This window comes from Aureimonas phyllosphaerae, from assembly GCF_047943035.1.
In the GTDB taxonomy this organism is placed as follows: domain Bacteria; phylum Pseudomonadota; class Alphaproteobacteria; order Rhizobiales; family Rhizobiaceae; genus Aureimonas; species Aureimonas phyllosphaerae.
The window spans coordinates 693533-708601 of the sequence record NZ_CP181348.1; the positions used below are offsets into that span (position 1 = coordinate 693533).

General features: G+C 70.1%; 14 protein-coding genes and 1 tRNA gene. 8 read left to right on the forward strand and 7 right to left on the reverse strand.

Annotation, left to right across the window (positions count from 1 at the left end; translation table 11 throughout):
- Nucleotides 1–2: 2 nt before the first annotated feature.
- The 5 genes from ACLNGM_RS03150 to ACLNGM_RS03170 are packed head-to-tail and all read left to right on the forward strand — an operon-like array spanning nucleotide 3 to nucleotide 4548.
- Nucleotides 3–845 (forward strand): carbohydrate ABC transporter permease, encoded by an 843-nt coding sequence (locus tag ACLNGM_RS03150; protein ID WP_416357150.1) that lies wholly within the window; start codon nucleotides 3–5, stop codon nucleotides 843–845.
- Nucleotides 842–1894 (forward strand): Gfo/Idh/MocA family protein, encoded by a 1053-nt coding sequence (locus ACLNGM_RS03155; protein ID WP_416357151.1) that lies wholly within the window; start codon nucleotides 842–844, stop codon nucleotides 1892–1894. Before ACLNGM_RS03150 ends, ACLNGM_RS03155 begins: the two co-directional genes overlap by 4 nt.
- Nucleotides 1895–1917: 23 nt before the next feature.
- Nucleotides 1918–2922 (forward strand): ABC transporter ATP-binding protein, encoded by a 1005-nt coding sequence (locus tag ACLNGM_RS03160; protein ID WP_416357152.1) that lies wholly within the window; start codon nucleotides 1918–1920, stop codon nucleotides 2920–2922.
- Nucleotides 2919–3842: an ROK family protein gene (locus ACLNGM_RS03165; RefSeq protein WP_416357153.1), complete on the forward strand. Its 924-nt coding sequence runs from the start codon at nucleotides 2919–2921 to the stop codon at nucleotides 3840–3842. The genes ACLNGM_RS03160 and ACLNGM_RS03165 overlap by 4 nt, the downstream gene beginning before the upstream one ends.
- Nucleotides 3823–4548: a copper homeostasis protein CutC gene (locus tag ACLNGM_RS03170; RefSeq protein ID WP_416357154.1), complete on the forward strand. Its 726-nt coding sequence runs from the start codon at nucleotides 3823–3825 to the stop codon at nucleotides 4546–4548. The genes ACLNGM_RS03165 and ACLNGM_RS03170 overlap by 20 nt, the downstream gene beginning before the upstream one ends.
- A 9-nt stretch (nucleotides 4549–4557) precedes the next feature.
- Here the strand turns inward: ACLNGM_RS03170 and ACLNGM_RS03175 are convergent, their stop codons facing one another.
- A complete protein-coding gene (locus ACLNGM_RS03175) occupies nucleotides 4558–5664 on the reverse strand; it encodes a saccharopine dehydrogenase NADP-binding domain-containing protein (protein ID WP_416357155.1) in 1107 nt (368 codons plus the stop codon).
- 129 nt (nucleotides 5665–5793) lie between these two features.
- On the opposite strand from ACLNGM_RS03175, the gene ACLNGM_RS03180 reads away from it, so the two are divergent.
- The gene (locus tag ACLNGM_RS03180; protein ID WP_416357156.1) at nucleotides 5794–6231 is read left to right on the forward strand and encodes an Lrp/AsnC family transcriptional regulator; all 438 of its coding nucleotides are present in this window, start codon (nucleotides 5794–5796) and stop codon (nucleotides 6229–6231) included.
- A 51-nt stretch (nucleotides 6232–6282) separates the two neighbouring features.
- On the opposite strand, the gene ACLNGM_RS03185 is transcribed toward ACLNGM_RS03180, so the two are convergent.
- The 4 genes from ACLNGM_RS03185 to ACLNGM_RS03200 all read right to left on the reverse strand — a co-directional run bounded on the left by ACLNGM_RS03185 (nucleotide 6283) and on the right by ACLNGM_RS03200 (nucleotide 10625).
- A complete protein-coding gene (locus ACLNGM_RS03185; RefSeq protein WP_416357157.1) occupies nucleotides 6283–7485 on the reverse strand; it encodes an L-dopachrome tautomerase-related protein in 1203 nt (400 codons plus the stop codon).
- A gap of 26 nt (nucleotides 7486–7511) precedes the next feature.
- On the reverse strand, nucleotides 7512–8489 hold the full coding sequence (locus tag ACLNGM_RS03190; protein ID WP_416357158.1) for an SMP-30/gluconolactonase/LRE family protein: 978 nt from the start codon (nucleotides 8487–8489) through the stop codon (nucleotides 7512–7514).
- An 85-nt stretch (nucleotides 8490–8574) separates the two neighbouring features.
- The gene (locus ACLNGM_RS03195) at nucleotides 8575–8976 is read right to left on the reverse strand and encodes a diacylglycerol kinase (protein WP_416357159.1); all 402 of its coding nucleotides are present in this window, start codon (nucleotides 8974–8976) and stop codon (nucleotides 8575–8577) included.
- The gene (locus ACLNGM_RS03200; RefSeq protein ID WP_416357160.1) at nucleotides 8973–10625 is read right to left on the reverse strand and encodes a phosphoethanolamine transferase; all 1653 of its coding nucleotides are present in this window, start codon (nucleotides 10623–10625) and stop codon (nucleotides 8973–8975) included. Before ACLNGM_RS03200 ends, ACLNGM_RS03195 begins: the two co-directional genes overlap by 4 nt.
- 161 nt (nucleotides 10626–10786) lie before the next feature.
- Here ACLNGM_RS03200 and ACLNGM_RS03205 point away from each other — a divergent pair, with 161 nt between their 5' ends.
- Both ACLNGM_RS03205 and ACLNGM_RS03210 read left to right on the forward strand, forming a co-directional pair.
- Nucleotides 10787–11467, forward strand: a complete 681-nt coding sequence (locus ACLNGM_RS03205; RefSeq protein ID WP_416357161.1) for a response regulator transcription factor — start codon at nucleotides 10787–10789, stop codon at nucleotides 11465–11467.
- Nucleotides 11454–12863, forward strand: a complete 1410-nt coding sequence (locus ACLNGM_RS03210; protein ID WP_416357162.1) for a sensor histidine kinase — start codon at nucleotides 11454–11456, stop codon at nucleotides 12861–12863. Before ACLNGM_RS03205 ends, ACLNGM_RS03210 begins: the two co-directional genes overlap by 14 nt.
- Nucleotides 12864–12954: 91 nt before the next feature.
- Here the strand turns inward: ACLNGM_RS03210 and ACLNGM_RS03215 are convergent.
- Together ACLNGM_RS03215 and ACLNGM_RS03220 are read right to left on the reverse strand one after the other, a co-directional pair.
- A tRNA-Met gene (locus ACLNGM_RS03215) sits at nucleotides 12955–13031 on the reverse strand.
- A 210-nt stretch (nucleotides 13032–13241) separates the two neighbouring features.
- Nucleotides 13242–14984 carry an AMP-binding protein gene (locus ACLNGM_RS03220; protein WP_416358378.1) on the reverse strand — a complete coding sequence of 581 codons (1743 nt, stop codon included), beginning with the start codon at nucleotides 14982–14984 and terminating at the stop codon, nucleotides 13242–13244.
- Nucleotides 14985–15069: the final 85 nt, after the last annotated feature.

Here is a 15069-nt window from a genome sequence, read left to right on the forward strand (position 1 = left end):
CGATGACCCCGAAAGCCCCCGCCCAGCGCCTGCGCCTGGCCTTCGTCCATGCGGCGCTCCTCCTCTACTGCCTGATCTCGGTCCTGCCGGTCCTCGTGATCGTCATGAACTCGTTCAAGACGCGCCGGGCGATCTTCGCGGCCCCCCTCGAGCCGCCGCTGCCGACCACGGCGAGCCTTGCTGGGTACCGCACCGTGATCGCGCAGGGCGACTTCCTCCTCTACTTCCAGAACAGCCTGACGGTGACGATCGGCTCCCTGTTCTTCGTGCTCCTCTTCGGGGCGATGGCGGCCTTCGCACTGTCGGAATACCGCTTCCGGCTGAACACCTTCCTCGGCCTGTTCCTCGCGCTCGGCATCATGGTGCCGATCCGGCTCGGCACGGTCGCGATCCTGCAGATGATGGTCTCGGCGGGCCTCGTGAACACCCTGACCGCGCTCGTCCTCGTCTACACCGCGCAAGGGCTGCCGCTCGCCGTGTTCATCCTGTCGGAGTTCATGCGCAACGTCTCGGACGACCTGAAGAACGCCGGGCGCATCGACGGCCTGTCGGAATACCGGATCTTCTTCGTTCTCGTGCTGCCGCTGATCCGGCCGGCGCTCGCGACCGTCGCGGTCTTCACCATGATCCCGATCTGGAACGACCTCTGGTTCCCGCTGATCCTCGCGCCTGGCGAGAGCACCAAGACGGTGACGCTCGGCGCCCAGATTTTCCTCGGCCAGTTCGTGACCAACTGGGAGGCGGTGCTCGCCGCGCTGTCGCTCGCGATCCTGCCCGTCCTCGTCCTCTACCTCCTGTTCTCCCGCCAGCTGATCGCCGGGATCACCGCCGGAGCCGTGAAATGACCGCCCCTCTCAAGGTCTTCGTGATGGGTCTCGGCCAGATGGGCCGCAGCCACGCGCTCGCCTACCACACGGACCCCGGCTTCGAGATCGTCGGCCTCGCCAACCGATCGCCGGTTGATCTGCCGGAGGCGCTTCGCGCCTATCCGATGCTGGCCGATTTCGAGGCGGGGCTGGCGCTGAAGCCCGACCTCGTCTCGATCAACACCTACACCGACAGCCATGCCGACCTTGCGATCCGCGCGATGGAAGCCGGCGCGCATGTCTTCGTCGAGAAGCCGCTCGCGGGCACGGTCGAGGATGCGCAGCGCGTGGTCGATGCGGCCAAACGCACCGGCCGCAAGCTCGTCGTCGGCTACATCCTGCGCCACCATCCGTCCTGGGTGGAGTTCATCGCGCGGGCCCGCGCCCTCGGCGGCCCTTACGTCTTCCGCATGAACCTCAACCAGCAGTCTGCCGGGCAGGCCTGGGAGATCCACAAGCGGCTGATGCGGACGACCTCGCCGGTGGTGGACTGCGGCGTCCACTATCTCGACGTCATGCTGCAGATCACCGACGCGGCGCCGGTGGAAGTGCGCGGCATGGGCCTTCGGCTGTCCGACGAGATCGCTGAGACACAAGTCAACTACGGCCATCTCCAGGTGCTCTTCGCCGACGGCTCGCTCGGCTGGTACGAGGCGGGTTGGGGGCCGATGATCTCGGAAACCGCCTTCTTCGTGAAGGACGTGATGAGCCCGAAGGGCTCGGTCTCGATCGTCATGGACGAGGGCGCGAAATCGGCCGACATCGACACCCACACGAAGACCGCGCGCCTGCGCATCCACCATGCCGGGCTCGGGGCCGACGGCCTCTTCGAAAGGCAGGACGAGATGGTCTCGATGGCGGGCGAGCCGGGCCACCAGGCGCTCTGCGACGCCGAGCAGCGCTTCGTGCTCGACGCCATCCGCGAGGACAGGGATCTCACCCGCCACATGGACGACGCCGTGCGCTCGCTCGCCGTGGTGCTGGCCGCCGACCGGTCGATGCGCGAAGGAAAGGCCGTCCGCCTGTGAACGCTCACACCCCCCAGACTCCCGTGCATTCCCTGAAACTGTCGCGGATCGTGAAGACCTTCGGCCCGATCGAAGTCCTGAAGGGCGTCGATCTCGAGGTGAAGCCGGGCGAGTTCGTCGTCTTCGTCGGCCCGTCGGGCTGCGGCAAGTCGACCCTGATGCGGATCATCGCGGGGCTGGAGACGCAGACCTCCGGCACCGTCGAGATCGGCGGGCGCAACGTCGACGCCACCGTGCCGGCCAAGCGCGGCATCGCCATGGTGTTCCAGTCCTACGCGCTCTATCCGCACCTCACCGTCGCCGGCAACATGACGCTGGCGCTGAAGGAGGACGGGGTGCCGAAGGCGGAGCGCGAGGCGCGCGTCGAGAAGGCCGCCGGGCTCCTCCAGCTGACGCCGCTCCTGAAGCGCCGCCCGGCGGAGCTTTCGGGCGGGCAGCGCCAGCGCGTGGCGATCGGGCGCGCCATCGTGCGCGAGCCGCAGCTCTTCCTGTTCGACGAGCCGCTGTCGAACCTCGATGCGGCGCTGCGCGTCGCCACCCGCCTCGAGATCGCCAAGCTCCACCGCACGCTCAATGCCACGATGATCTACGTCACCCACGATCAGGTCGAGGCGATGACGCTGGCAGACCGGATCGTGATCCTGAACGGCGGGACCGTGCAGCAGGTCGGCCGCCCGATCGACCTCTACAACCGGCCCGACAACCTCTTCATCGCCGGCTTCATCGGCTCGCCCAAGATGAACTTCCTGACGGGTCGGCTGGCCGAGGAGGCGGGCGCCGCAACGCTCGGGATCCGCCCCGAGCACCTGCGCGTCGACCCTGAGGGGCCGTGGCCCGGCACGGTGCGCCATGCCGAGCATCTCGGCTCCGACACCTATCTCTACGTCGTCCTCGGCGACGGGCAGGAGGTGACGGTGCGCATCCCCGAGGAAACAGCGATCGCGATCGACGACCGGATCGCGCTCGGCCCCCTGCCCGGCCGCATCCACCGCTTCGACGCCGCGGGCCTTGCGATCCGCGACGCATGATCGCCTGCTTCGACATCGGCGGCTCGGCGATCAAGGCCGCGCGCGCCGGCTCGCCCTCCGATCTGACGGTGCTCGGCAGCCGCCCGACGCCGCTCCACGACTTCGAGGCCTTTGCCGGCATCCTCCGTGAGACGATCGCGGAAGCCGGTCTTCCCAAGGGCGCGCCGGCCGCCCTGTCGATCACCGGCGTCGTCGACCCCGCGACGGGCCGCATCAAGGTCGCCAACATCCCCTGCATCGACGGGCGCACGCTGGCGGACGACCTCGCGGCGCGCCTCGCGCGACCCGTCACCGTCGCCAACGACGCCGACTGCTTCGCGCTGGCGGAGGCCATGGAGGGCGCGGGCGTCGGCCGCCGCGTGGTGTTCGGGGCGATCCTCGGCACCGGGGTCGGCGGCGGGCTTGTGATCGAGGGACGCCTCCTTCAGGGCGCGGGCGGCTTTGCCGGCGAATGGGGCCACGGCCCGATCGCGGCGAACCGAGCCGGGACGCCGCCGGTCGAGGTGCCGCGCTTCCCCTGCGGCTGCGGCCAGACGGGCTGCGTCGACACGGTCGGCGGGGCGCGCGGGCTGGAGCGCCTCCATCGCCATCTCCATGGGTCCGAGCGCACGAGCCGCGAGATCACGGACGGTTGGATCGCGGGCGACGGGGCGGCGGCGCGCACGATCGACGTCTGGACCGATCTCGTCGCCGATCCGCTGGCGCTCGTCGTCAACATCGTCGGCGCCGACGTGGTGCCGGTGGGCGGCGGCCTCTCCAATGTCCACGCGCTGGTCGAGCGGCTCGACGCCGCCGTGCGCGCGCGCATCCTGCGCCGGACGCACGCTCCCCTCGTGGTGCCGGCCCGGTGTCGCCATGAGCCCGGCCTTATCGGCGCCGCGATCCTGGCCTTGCGAAGGGATGCCGATGCCGCTGCTTGAGGTCTGCGTCGGCGATCCCGAAAGCCTGGACGCCGCAGTCGCGGGCGGCGCCGACCGGATCGAGCTGTGCTCGGCGCTGGAGATCGGCGGCCTGACGCCGACGCCGGGGCTGATGGCGCTCGCCGCCGCGGCGCCCGTGCCGGTCTATGCGATGGTGCGCCCGCGCGGCGGCGGCTTCGTGTTCTCGGGCCCCGAGCGCCGCGCCATGCTCGCCGACATCGCCGCCATCCGCGCGGCCGGGCTTTCGGGCGTCGTCCTCGGCGCCTCGCGCCCCGACGGCACGCTCGACCGCGACACGCTGGCGGACCTCGTCGGCGCCAGCGCCGGGCTCGGCCTGACGCTCCACCGCGCCTTCGACCTCGTGCCCGCGATCGAGCCAGCGGTGGATCTGGCGGTGGACCTCGGCTTCCAGCGCATCCTGACGTCGGGCCGCGCCGTCGCGGCGATGGATGGCCTCGCCGATCTCGCCCGTGCCCACGCGCTGGCGGACGGACGCCTCGCCATCATGGCGGGGTCCGGCCTGTCGGCGGACAACGTCGCCGCGCTGCTCGCCCGTGTGCCGCTCGGCGAGGTCCACGGCTCCTGCTCGGCCACCGTCGGCCCCGGCGACGCCAACGCGCAACGGCTCGGCTTCGGCGGGAGCCGACGCCGGACCGATGCGGGCGAAGTGCGCCGCATGAAGGCGGCGCTCGGCAGTTCCGGCTGAGGCGGACCGTCAGCCGGCCTTGCGCAACTCGGCCGCCGCCGGGTCGTAGGCGCGGCCGAAGCGGTTGGCGAGGAAGTCGGGAAGCGCGATCTCCTCTTGCCGGACGAAGCCGAACCGGGGCAGCCGCCCTTCGGCCAGAAGGTCGAGCACGGCCGTGATGCCGGCCGCCGTGGTGATCTGAATGGCGCTCATGCGCCGCCCGGCGACGACCCCGGCATAGATCTTGTTGGCATAGGTCTCCTGCAGGTAGCGCCCGTCGCGCCAGCCGCAGACGGTGACGAACACCACCACCACGTCCTGCATCGTCGCCGGCAGCGCGTTCTCGAAGAGGTCCTTCAGGACGTCGCGCCGGTTCTTTAGGTTGAAGTCGTTGAGGAGCGCCTTGATGATCGCCTGATGGCCGGGATAGCGGATCGTGCGGTAGTTCATCGTCCGCACGCGGCCTTCCAGCGTCTTGGCGAGCGTGCCGAGGCCCCCGGACGTGTTGAACGCCTCGTAGGTGACGCCGTCGAGCGAGAACTCCTCGCGCTCCTCCATCGCGGGGACCGCGATCAGCCGCCCCTCGACGATCGCCTCGCAGGGCTCGATATATTCGTTGATGAGTCCGTCCGTGCTCCAGGTCAGGTTGTAGTTCAGGGCGTTGGACGGATACTGCGGCAGCGCGCCGACGCGCATGCGCACCGAATCGAGGGTCTCGAAGCGCGCGGCGAGATCGTTGGCGACGATCGAGATGAAGCCGGGCGCGAGGCCGCACTGCGGGATGAAGGCGCTGGTCGCCCCGTCCGCCAGCCGCTCCACCATCCGCGTCGTCGCGACGTCCTCGGTGAGATCGAGATAGTGGACGCCCGCCTCGCGCGCGGCTTCCGCGATCCGGCCCGTCAGATGGAAGGGCGCGGCGGACAGGACGGCAAAGCGGCCCTTCAAGGCGTTGACCACCTCGCCGTGGTTGAGGATGTCGAGCGCCAGGCCCTCGATCGCCGGGTGCTTTTCCAGCTTGGCGAGCTGCTCTGCGCTGCGGTCGGCGACCGTCACCTGCCAGTCGCCCGTCGCCGCCAGCATCAGGGCGATCGCGCCGCCGATCTTGCCCGCACCGATCACCATCACCTGCTTCGTCATGCCCATCCTCGCCTCTTCGACATAAAGGCAGTGTAAAGGCGGGGCCGGCGGATTCGAGCGGCGGATTGCGCGATCCGTCGCAGCATCCTACGCATATCGACGACGGGAATGAACAAGGCGACCAGCTGGATGGATCTGACCGCAAAGGACCGGGACCTTCTCGCCCTCCTGTCCGAGAACGCCCGCCTGCCCGTGGCGACGCTCGCCAAGCGGCTCGCCGTATCGCGCACCACCGTGCAGGCGCGCCTCGAACGGCTGGAGCGCACCGGCGTCATCGCCGGCTACGGCGTGCGCCTGTCGGACGCCTATGCCTCGAGCCTCGTGCGCGCCCACATCCTGATCACCATCGCGCCGAAATCGCTGACGCAGGTCACCGCCGCGATCGAGCGGGTGGAGGCCGTGACCGAGCTTCACTCGATCAGCGGCGCCTTCGATCTCATCGCGATCGTCGCCTCGCCCTCGATCGCCGAACTCGACCGGCGCATCGACGAGATCGGTGCGATCGACGGGGTGGAGCGCACCCAGTCGTCGATCATCCTGTCGACGCGGCTCCGGCGACAGGCCTGACGCGACATCCGTCTTCGCGGCCCGCGGCCTTCGGCGCCCGCGCCGGACCGTTCAGGCGGGCCCGGCGTCGATGCGGATGCGAAGGATCGCGTAAGGCGGCTTCTGGAGGTCGGTGCCGCCGTTGTATTCCGGCCGGCGGTTGACCTGCGCCGCCGACACGTAGAGCCACCGGTCCTCGGTGATCACGATCGTATCGGCCCAGATCAGCCGCGGGTCCGAGCCGAGCACCTCGACGGTGCCGTCGGGCAGGCGGCGCCCGAGCGCGTTCTGCTCCTGCAGCGTCAGATAGACGCGATCCTCGGCGTCCGCGCCGAGCCCGCCCGTCATCCCCTTCTCGCCGAGGTCCTCGACCCCGGCCGCGACGTTGGCATCGGTCTGCGCGGCATCGAGAAGGCTGTCGGTGTCGACCGCGTAGAGCCGGCGTCCCATCAGCGGCGCCCAGTAGAGGCGCCGGCCGTCCGGCCCGAGGGCGATGCCGTTCGCCCCGCCCTGCACGGTCTGCGGCTTGCCGCCCCCCCCATCGCGCAGCACCGGCCGGTGCTCGACGAACTTCTGGACGCCCTTCTGCGAGCGCGTCGAGGCATGGGACCCAAGCCGGCGCACGACGCGGCCCGTGTCGAGGTCGACGGCGAGGATCGCCCCCTGCCCGTCCTGCCCCTGGTCGGTGACGAAGGCGCGCGCCCGCCCGTCCGCGGTATCGACGCGCAGATCGTTGAGGGACGAGGTCGGCTCGACGCCGGGATCGAGCGGCACGACGCGCAGGACCTCGTTGGTCTCGATGTCCATCTGCACGAGTTTGGTGCCGCCGGGCACGGGAGGCCCCGAGCCGTTGGGCAGGCCGGCGTCGAGAAGCCACAGCTTGCCCGCGCGGTCGAAGACGCCGTTCGGCACATGGAAGAGGGTCGCCTGCGGGCGCTCGGGATCGGGCGTGTTGGTGCCTTGGTCGGGATAGGGCGTGACCGAGCCGTCGGGCGCCACCTCGCCGAGTGTGTAGGGCTCCTTGCCGGTGAAGCGCGGCATCATCACGAAGACGCGGCCCTTCGGCGAGATCGCAAGGCCCGTCGGGGTCGAGGGCGCGTCGGCAAGGATCGCGAGCTCCATCGCGCCCGCCTCGCGCGCAGCCTCGGCCGCGGCGCCGCCTCGGGCGGCCGGGGACGGGGACGGGGAGGTCTGGGCCTCGGCACGGCGGATAAGCGGAAGCGTCGCCGCCCCCGCGAGCGCGGAGACGAGGAAGCGTCGGCGGGCGATGGTCATGGCGGATCCTTCCCGTGGGGGCTGCGTCACAGGGCGAGCCCTTGCGCCTTCAGGTCGATGGCGTGGATCGAGGTGCCGGACGCGATGAAGAGCCGGCGGCGCTCCGCACCGCCGAAGGCGACGTTGGCGGCGGGGCCCGGCGTCGCGATGCGCCCGAGCCACGTCCCGTCCGGATCGTAGATGCGAACGCCGTCCTCGCAGGCAGCGTAGAGCCGGCCGGTGGAATCCACCGCCAGCCCGTCCGGCACGCCGCTCTCGAGCGCGGCGAAGATCCGGCCCTCGTCCGGCCGCCCGTCGGCCTGGATCGCGAAGACGCGGATTTCGCGCGGACCCTCGGGGTTCAGCGCCGCCCCGGATTCGGCGACGTAGAGCGTCTGCCCGTCCGGCGAGAGCGCGATGCCGTTCGGCTGGTCGATCGTGTCGACCATGGCGTCGAGACGCCCGCCGGGATCGATGCGATAAACGCGCCGCGCGGCTTGCTCGGGTTCGGCCATCAGCCCCTCGTCGGGCTGGCGGATGCCGTAGACAGGATCGGTGAACCAGATCGCGCCGTCGGGCGCGAGCACGGCGTCGTTGGGCGAATTGAGCGCCTTGTCGTCGAACCGGTCGGCGAGAACCGTCAGGCTGCCGTCCGCCTCGCGCCGCACCACGCGCCGCGTGCGATGCTCGCAGGTGACGAGGCGTCCCTCGGCGTCGAGGACGTTGCCGTTGGCGTTGTCGGACGGATCGCGCAGCGCGTCCACCGTGCCGTCGCCGTGCAGCACCTGGAGCCGGTTGCGCCGGACGTCGCTGAACACGAGGCCGCCAAGCGCCGGCGCCCAGCAAGGGCCTTCGCACCAGCGCCCTTCGCCGTAGAGTTCGACGAGGCGTGCGTCGTGATCGACGACGTCGGCAAGGCGCGGATCGCGTGTCAGAACCACCGGCGCCGCGTCGGCACGCCGGCCGAATGCGGCCACCGCCAGCGCCAGCGCCCCCATCTTCAGGACGGCCCGTCTCCCATGCATGCCCATCCGCCGTCCTCGCCCCCTGGTTTGGCAGGGCAACGACGAAGCCGGGCTCTTCGATCCCGCGGCGGGACGACGCCCCACCTCAGACGAGGGCGAGGAGGCTCCAGCCTGCGAAACCGAGGTTGACGACGAGGAGGCAGAACACGGCGAACGAGCCGAGGTCCTTCGCCTGTCCCGCAAACGCCGAGAACTCCGGCGACACCCGGTCGACGATGAGTTCGATCGCCGTGTTGAGGGCCTCCGTCGCCGCCAGCGCGAGGAGGAGCCCACCCTGGATCAGGAGCACCGGCGTCGTGGCCCCGCCGAGCGCGAGGGCCGCGAGGAGAACGAGGCCGAGCACGATCTCGTGACGGAAGGCGGGCTCGGCGAAGAGGCGCAGGAAGCCCGCCAGCGAGTATCGGGTCGAGGCGAAGAGATGGGCGAGCCCGCGTAGCTTCTCGGGCGGCACGGGCGGCAGCGGCTGGACGGGCGCCTCGAGGCTCATCCGGCCTGGCCCCCGAGGTCGGAGACCTGCGACGGCGCGGCCGGCGTCCGGCAGGGCGCGAAGGCGTCGAGCGCCGTATCGTAGACGCCGGTCTTCACGTCCGCGAGGCCGAGCATCGTGTGGAAGAGATTGTCGTGGGAGAGCGGCGCGTCGCGACGGCCAGCGAGGCAGCGGGCGTCGATGCCCATGGTCCGCGCGAAACCGTCGGAGAACCAGGCGATCATCGGCACATGCGTCTGCGTCGAGGGGGCGAGGATATAAGGCATCGCGTGGAGGTAGATGCCGTTCTCGCCGAGCGATTCGCCGTGGTCGGAGAGGTAGAGCATCGTGGTGTCGAGGTCGGTGCGCGCCTTCAGGCGGTCGATCGTCTCGGCGAGGTTGTGGTCGGTGTAGAGGATCGTGTTGTCGTAGGCGTTGACGATCTCCTCGCGCCGGCAGTTGGCGAACTCGGCGGTCTGGCAGGCCGGCGTAAAGCGCTCGAACGCTTGCGGATAGCGCTTGAAATAGGTCGGCCCGTGGCTGCCGAGCTGGTGGAGGACGATCAGCGTGTTGCCGGTGACGGTCTTCAGCTCCGCGTCCAGCCGGTCGGTCAGGATCTCGTCGCGGCACTCGCCGCCCTCGCAGAAGCGCGGGTCGGCCGTATCGGGCAGATAGGTGTAGGGCACGCGGTCGGCCACATGGTAGGCGCCCGTGTCGTTGTCGATCCAGCGCACGTCGAAGCCGGCGCGCTTGACGACGTCGAGAAGGTTCTCGACCGAGCGGGCCTTCTCGTCGGAATGCCCGGCGCGCGTGAGGTTGGAGAACATGCAGGGCACCGAGACGGCGGTGGAGGTGCCGCAGCTCGACACGTCCGAGAACGACACGACGCCGCGCGCCTTAAGTTCGGGATTGGTGTCCTTCTCGTAGCCGTTCAGCGAGAACTGCTGGCCCCGCGCCGTCTCGCCGACCACGAGGACGGCGACCACGGGCTTCTGCGCCCTAGCGAGGCGGGGGTCGGGAACCGCGTCGGTGCCCAGCGGCGCGACGACATAGACCGTCTCCCCGTCCCAGTGCTGGGCGTACTTGACGAGGGCGGTGACCGGTGCGACCGGATTGAGGCTCGCCATCAGGTCGCGATGGGTGCGGAAGGTCGAGGCGTAGCTCGAATAGAAGGTCAGGACGATCGCCACGGTGAGCGCAAGGCTCGGCAGGATGACCGCCAGATTGCGCCGCGCCTTCTGCCAGAACGGCCGGTGGCGGATCCGCACGACGGCAACGAGCGCGGCCGGAACGAGCCCGAACAGGACGAGATGGAGGACGAAGCCGGCGGTGAGGAGATGGCCCGCCTCCGCCGTCGTGGTCTCGGCGACGTTGGTGATCATGTCGCGGTCGATCAGGATGCCGTAGCTGTCGACATAGTAGGAGGCAACGGCCGAGATCAGGATCAGCGCGATCACCAGCGGCTTCAGGAGGAAGCGCAACGAGACGGCCGCCAGGATCGAGAACATCAGGAGGAAGAGGCCGAGTCCCAGCGCCGCCAGATGCAAGGGGTGGTTGGCGAAGTAGAGAAGGCCCTTGCGCCAGAAGGTGCCGTTCAGCGCAAACAGGAGATAGGCGGTGGCGAGCGCTGCAAGGGTCAGGCTGCCGATGGTGGGTCTGGCAAGGCGCATGGGCGGCGTCCGGGACGGGCGTTGGTCACGGGTGCCCTCATAGACCGGCCGCCCCCGGCGTGACGTCGCCGGGATTATACGCTTTCGTATAGTGGGCAGGACGGGCGTGAAGCGGCGCGCGAAGCCCGCTATGGAACGGGCAGGAAAGGGAGACCGACGCTGTGAAGGTGCTTCTGGTCGAGGACGACGCATCCACCGCGGCCTATGTCTGCAACGGCCTGCGCGAGGAGGGCCATGAGGTCGACCACGCGCCGCGCGGGGCCCTCGGCCTGGAACTCGCCCTGACGCGTCCCTACGATGCGGCCGTGGTCGACCGCATGCTGCCCGACCTCGACGGCCTGTCGCTCCTGAAGGCGGTGCGCGCGGCGGGACGGCGCACGCCCGCGATCTTCCTGACCGCCGTCGGCGGCGTCGACGACCGGGTGGAGGGGCTGGAAGCGGGCGCCGACGACTATCTCCTGAAACCCTTCGCCTTTTCCGAACTGATGGCGCGGCTGAACGCGCTCGCCCGGCGCGTGGCCCCGGAGCGGCGTGAGGAGACGGTGCTGGCGATCGCCGACCTCGAGATGAACCTCATCGCGCGCACCGTGGCGCGCGCCGGCCAGGCGATCGACCTGCAGCCGCGCGAGTTCCGCCTGCTCGAGTTCATGATGCGCAACCGGGGCCGCGTCCTCACCCGCACCATGCTGCTCGAGCGTGTCTGGCAGTTCCATTTCGATCCCAAGACCAACGTCGTCGAGACCCATGTCAGCCGCCTGCGCGCCAAGGTGGACCGGCCCTTCGGCGCCGAGATGATCCGCACGGTGCGCGGATCGGGATATCTCATCGATGCGCCTGCCTGACCGCTTCCGCACCATCTCGTTCCGCCTGTCGGTCGGCTACGGGCTCCTGTTCGGCCTCTCGGCCGTCGCCATCATGGCGGTCACCTACGTCGCGGCCAGCACGCAGATGCAGTCTATCGTGCGCGCCTCGATCGCCGAGGATCTCGCGCTGTTCCGCCACGGCTTTCGCGAGGGCGGCGAGGGTGGGCTCGTCCAGGAGGTGAACGAACGCGTCGAGAGCGCGGCCGAGGACCGCTTCTTCCTGCTTCTCGGCCCGGACGGACGGAGGATCGCCGGCAATCTGCCGACCGCGGCATGGGCCCTCGGCCCCACCACCGAGCGCCTCGCGCCCGCAACGCCCGACCGGGCGGAGGAAACCCGGGGCGACACGCTCTACAGCGAGGGGATCGCGCTCGGCGACTTCCGGGTGATGGCCGCCCGACGGTCCGACATCCTGGAGACGATCCGCTCCATCCTCCTGTCGGCGATCCTCACCGGCTGCATGGTCACGGTGGCGCTGGCGCTGGTCGGCGGGATCGTCGTCGGGCTCGGGCCCAGCCGCCGCGTCGACGCGATCGCGGCGACGACCCGGCGGATCGTCGAGGGACGGCTCGACCTGCGCCTGCCCGTGTCGGGCCGCGGCGACGAGCTCGACCGGTTGGCGACCGACATCAACGTCATGCTGGCCCGCATCGAGACGCTGGTGGAAAGCCTGCGTCAGGTCTCCACCGACATCGCCCACGACCTGCGCACCCCGCTTGCGCGGCTGCGGCAGGGGTTGGAGGGGATCGGGCGCACCCGCGACCGGGCCGGTCTGGAGCGCGCGGTGGACGCCGCGGTCGCCGAGACCGATGCCATTATCGAGACCTTCAACGCGCTCCTGCGCATCGCCCAGATCGACGCGGGCGCGCGCAAGGCGCGGTTTCGCCTGGTCGACCTGTCGGACCTCGCCGAGCGGGTCGCCGACGCCTATGGCGAGGTGGCGATCGACGCCGGGCATCGCCTCGCGACACGGGTCGAGCCCGGCCGCACGGTCCAAGGCGACGCCGACCTCCTGACGCAGCTCCTCGCCAACCTCGTGGAGAACGCGATCACCCACGTCCCCGCCCCCGGCGAGATCACGCTCGCCGTGCGGCGCGAGGCGGAGGAGATCGTCCTGGAAGTCGCCGACGACGGGCCGGGCGTGCCGCCGGCTGAGCGCGACAGGATCTTTCGTCGCCTCTACCGGCTCGACCGCAGCCGGTCGACGCCCGGCCACGGCCTCGGCCTCGCGCTGGTCGCCTCGATCGCCGAGCTGCACGGGGGGCGCATCGAGGTGCGCGACGCCGCGCCCGGCCTCGTGATGCGCGTCGTGTTTTCCGACGCTTCGGTGGAGGCGGGGCCGAAACCGGCACGGCTGGGGATCGGCGCGGCCTGAAGCCCGGCCCACCGACGCAGCTGAAGCGAACCGCAGAGACGAAAAAGCCCGCCGGATCGAACCGAGACGGTTGATCCAGCGGGCTTGAACTTGGTTGCGGGGGCAAGATTTGAACTTGCGACCTTCAGGTTATGAGCCTGACGAGCTACCGGGCTGCTCCACCCCGCGCCATTGCCGAAGCGGCCTGGCCGCCTGCGGTGAAGTCGATATAGGCGAAACCGACGGGCGTGAAAACCCCCACCCGGCGAGTTTTTGACAAAAAGACGACAGTGCTCTCGCAAGCGGGGGCCGCGAGCCGGGCATGTCCTTGATCCCGCCAGACTATCGGGAACGGCGCGCGATGCAAGCGGCGCTCGCTCCCGTCGCCCGGTGTGTCGGTCAGTCCCGCAGCATCCGGCGCAGCACCTTGCCGACATTGGTCTTAGGCAGTTCGTCGCGGAACTCGACGTCGCGCGGCCGCTTGTAGCCGGTCAGGTTCTCGCGGCACCACGCCTTCACCGCCGCCTCGTCGACGTCGGACGCCGTCTTGACGACGAAGAGCTTGACCGCCTCGCCGGAGGTCTCGTCCGGCACGCCGATCGCGGCGGCCTCGGCGACGCCCGGCATGCGGGTGACGACGTCCTCGACCTCGTTCGGATAGACGTTGAAGCCGGACACGTTGATCATGTCCTTCTTCCGGTCGACGATCTTCACCCAGCCGCGCTCGTCCATGATGCCGATGTCGCCGGAACGGAAGAAGCGCTCAGTGGTGAAGACGCGCGCGGTCTCGTCGGGGCGCTGCCAGTAGCCCTGCATCACCTGCGGCCCGCGGATCGCGACCTCGCCGCGCTCGCCGATCGGCAGCTCGGTGCCGTCGTCGTCGAGGATCGCGACCTCGGTGCCGGGCACCGGCAGGCCGATCATGCCGGAATAGTCGCGCGTCATGACCGGGTTGGCACAGGCGACGGGCGAGGTCTCCGACAGGCCGTAGCCCTCGCAGATCGCGCAGCCCGTCACGCTCTTCCACAGATCGGCCGTCGCCTTCTGCACCGCCATGCCGCCGCCGACCGACAGGCGCAGGTGCGTCCAGTCGACCGAGGCGACGTCCGGGTGGCGCGCGATCGCGCCGAACAGCGTGTTGACCGCCGGGAAGAGATGGAAGCGGTGCGCCTTCAGCTCCTTCAGGAGGGCCGGCAGGTCGCGCGGGTTGGGGATGAGAAGGTTGCAGCCGCCGGTGTGCAGCGACAGCATCATGTTCACGGTGAAGCCGAAGATGTGGTAGAGCGGCAGGGCGCAGACCGTGGTCGGCTGCTCGCCCGCCGGGATGGCGTCGAGCACCGGCTGGTGCCAGAGCCGGGACTGCACCACGTTGGCGACGATGTTTCGGTTAGTCAGCACCGCGCCCTTGGCGACGCCCGTGGTGCCGCCGGTGTACTGGAGGACCGCTGGGTCCTCCGCCCCGCGCGGCGCCGCCCGGAAGCCCGTGGCCTTGCGCAGCGCGGCCTTCCAGCGGACCGAGCCCGGCAGGCTGTAGGCCGGCACCGCCTTCTTCACATGGCGAAGCACGAGGTTGACGATGGGACCCTTGAGGCCCGGCAGCATGTCGCCGACGCCGGTCACCACGACATGCTCGACCGGCACTTGGCCCCGGCAAGCCGCCAGCGTCGCCGCCATGTTCTCGAGGATCACGATGGCCCGCGCGCCCGAGTCCGTCAGCTGGTGCGCGAGCTCGCGCGGCGTGTAGAGCGGATTGGTGTTTACCACCACCATGCCTGCGCGCAACACGCCGGCGAGCGCCACCGGATACTGGAAGACGTTGGGCATCATCAGCGCGACGCGGTCGCCGGGCTGGAGGCCGATCGACTGGAGATAGCCCGCGAACCGCGCCGAGGCGCGGTCGAGCTCGGCATAGGTCATCACCGCACCCATGAAGCGGAAGGCGGGCTTGCCGGCATGGGTCCGGAAGGCATCCTCCAGAAGGCCGGCGATGCTCTCGAACGGCAGCGGACCGGTCTCGTGCGGAATGCCCGCCGGATAATGGGCGAGCCAGGGCCTTGGCATGCGTTGATCCTCCCCTTTTTCCCGTGAGGCTAGCGCAGGACGTCGCAAAGCGAAACTCCGGCCACTTACGTTAACGTCAATTTTCTGTTTCCGGTCTCCGTCGACAGACCGTCGCAGGCGCGGCGCGCGCTGCGAAAACGGCTGCACGGGGCTCGCGCCGGGCGAG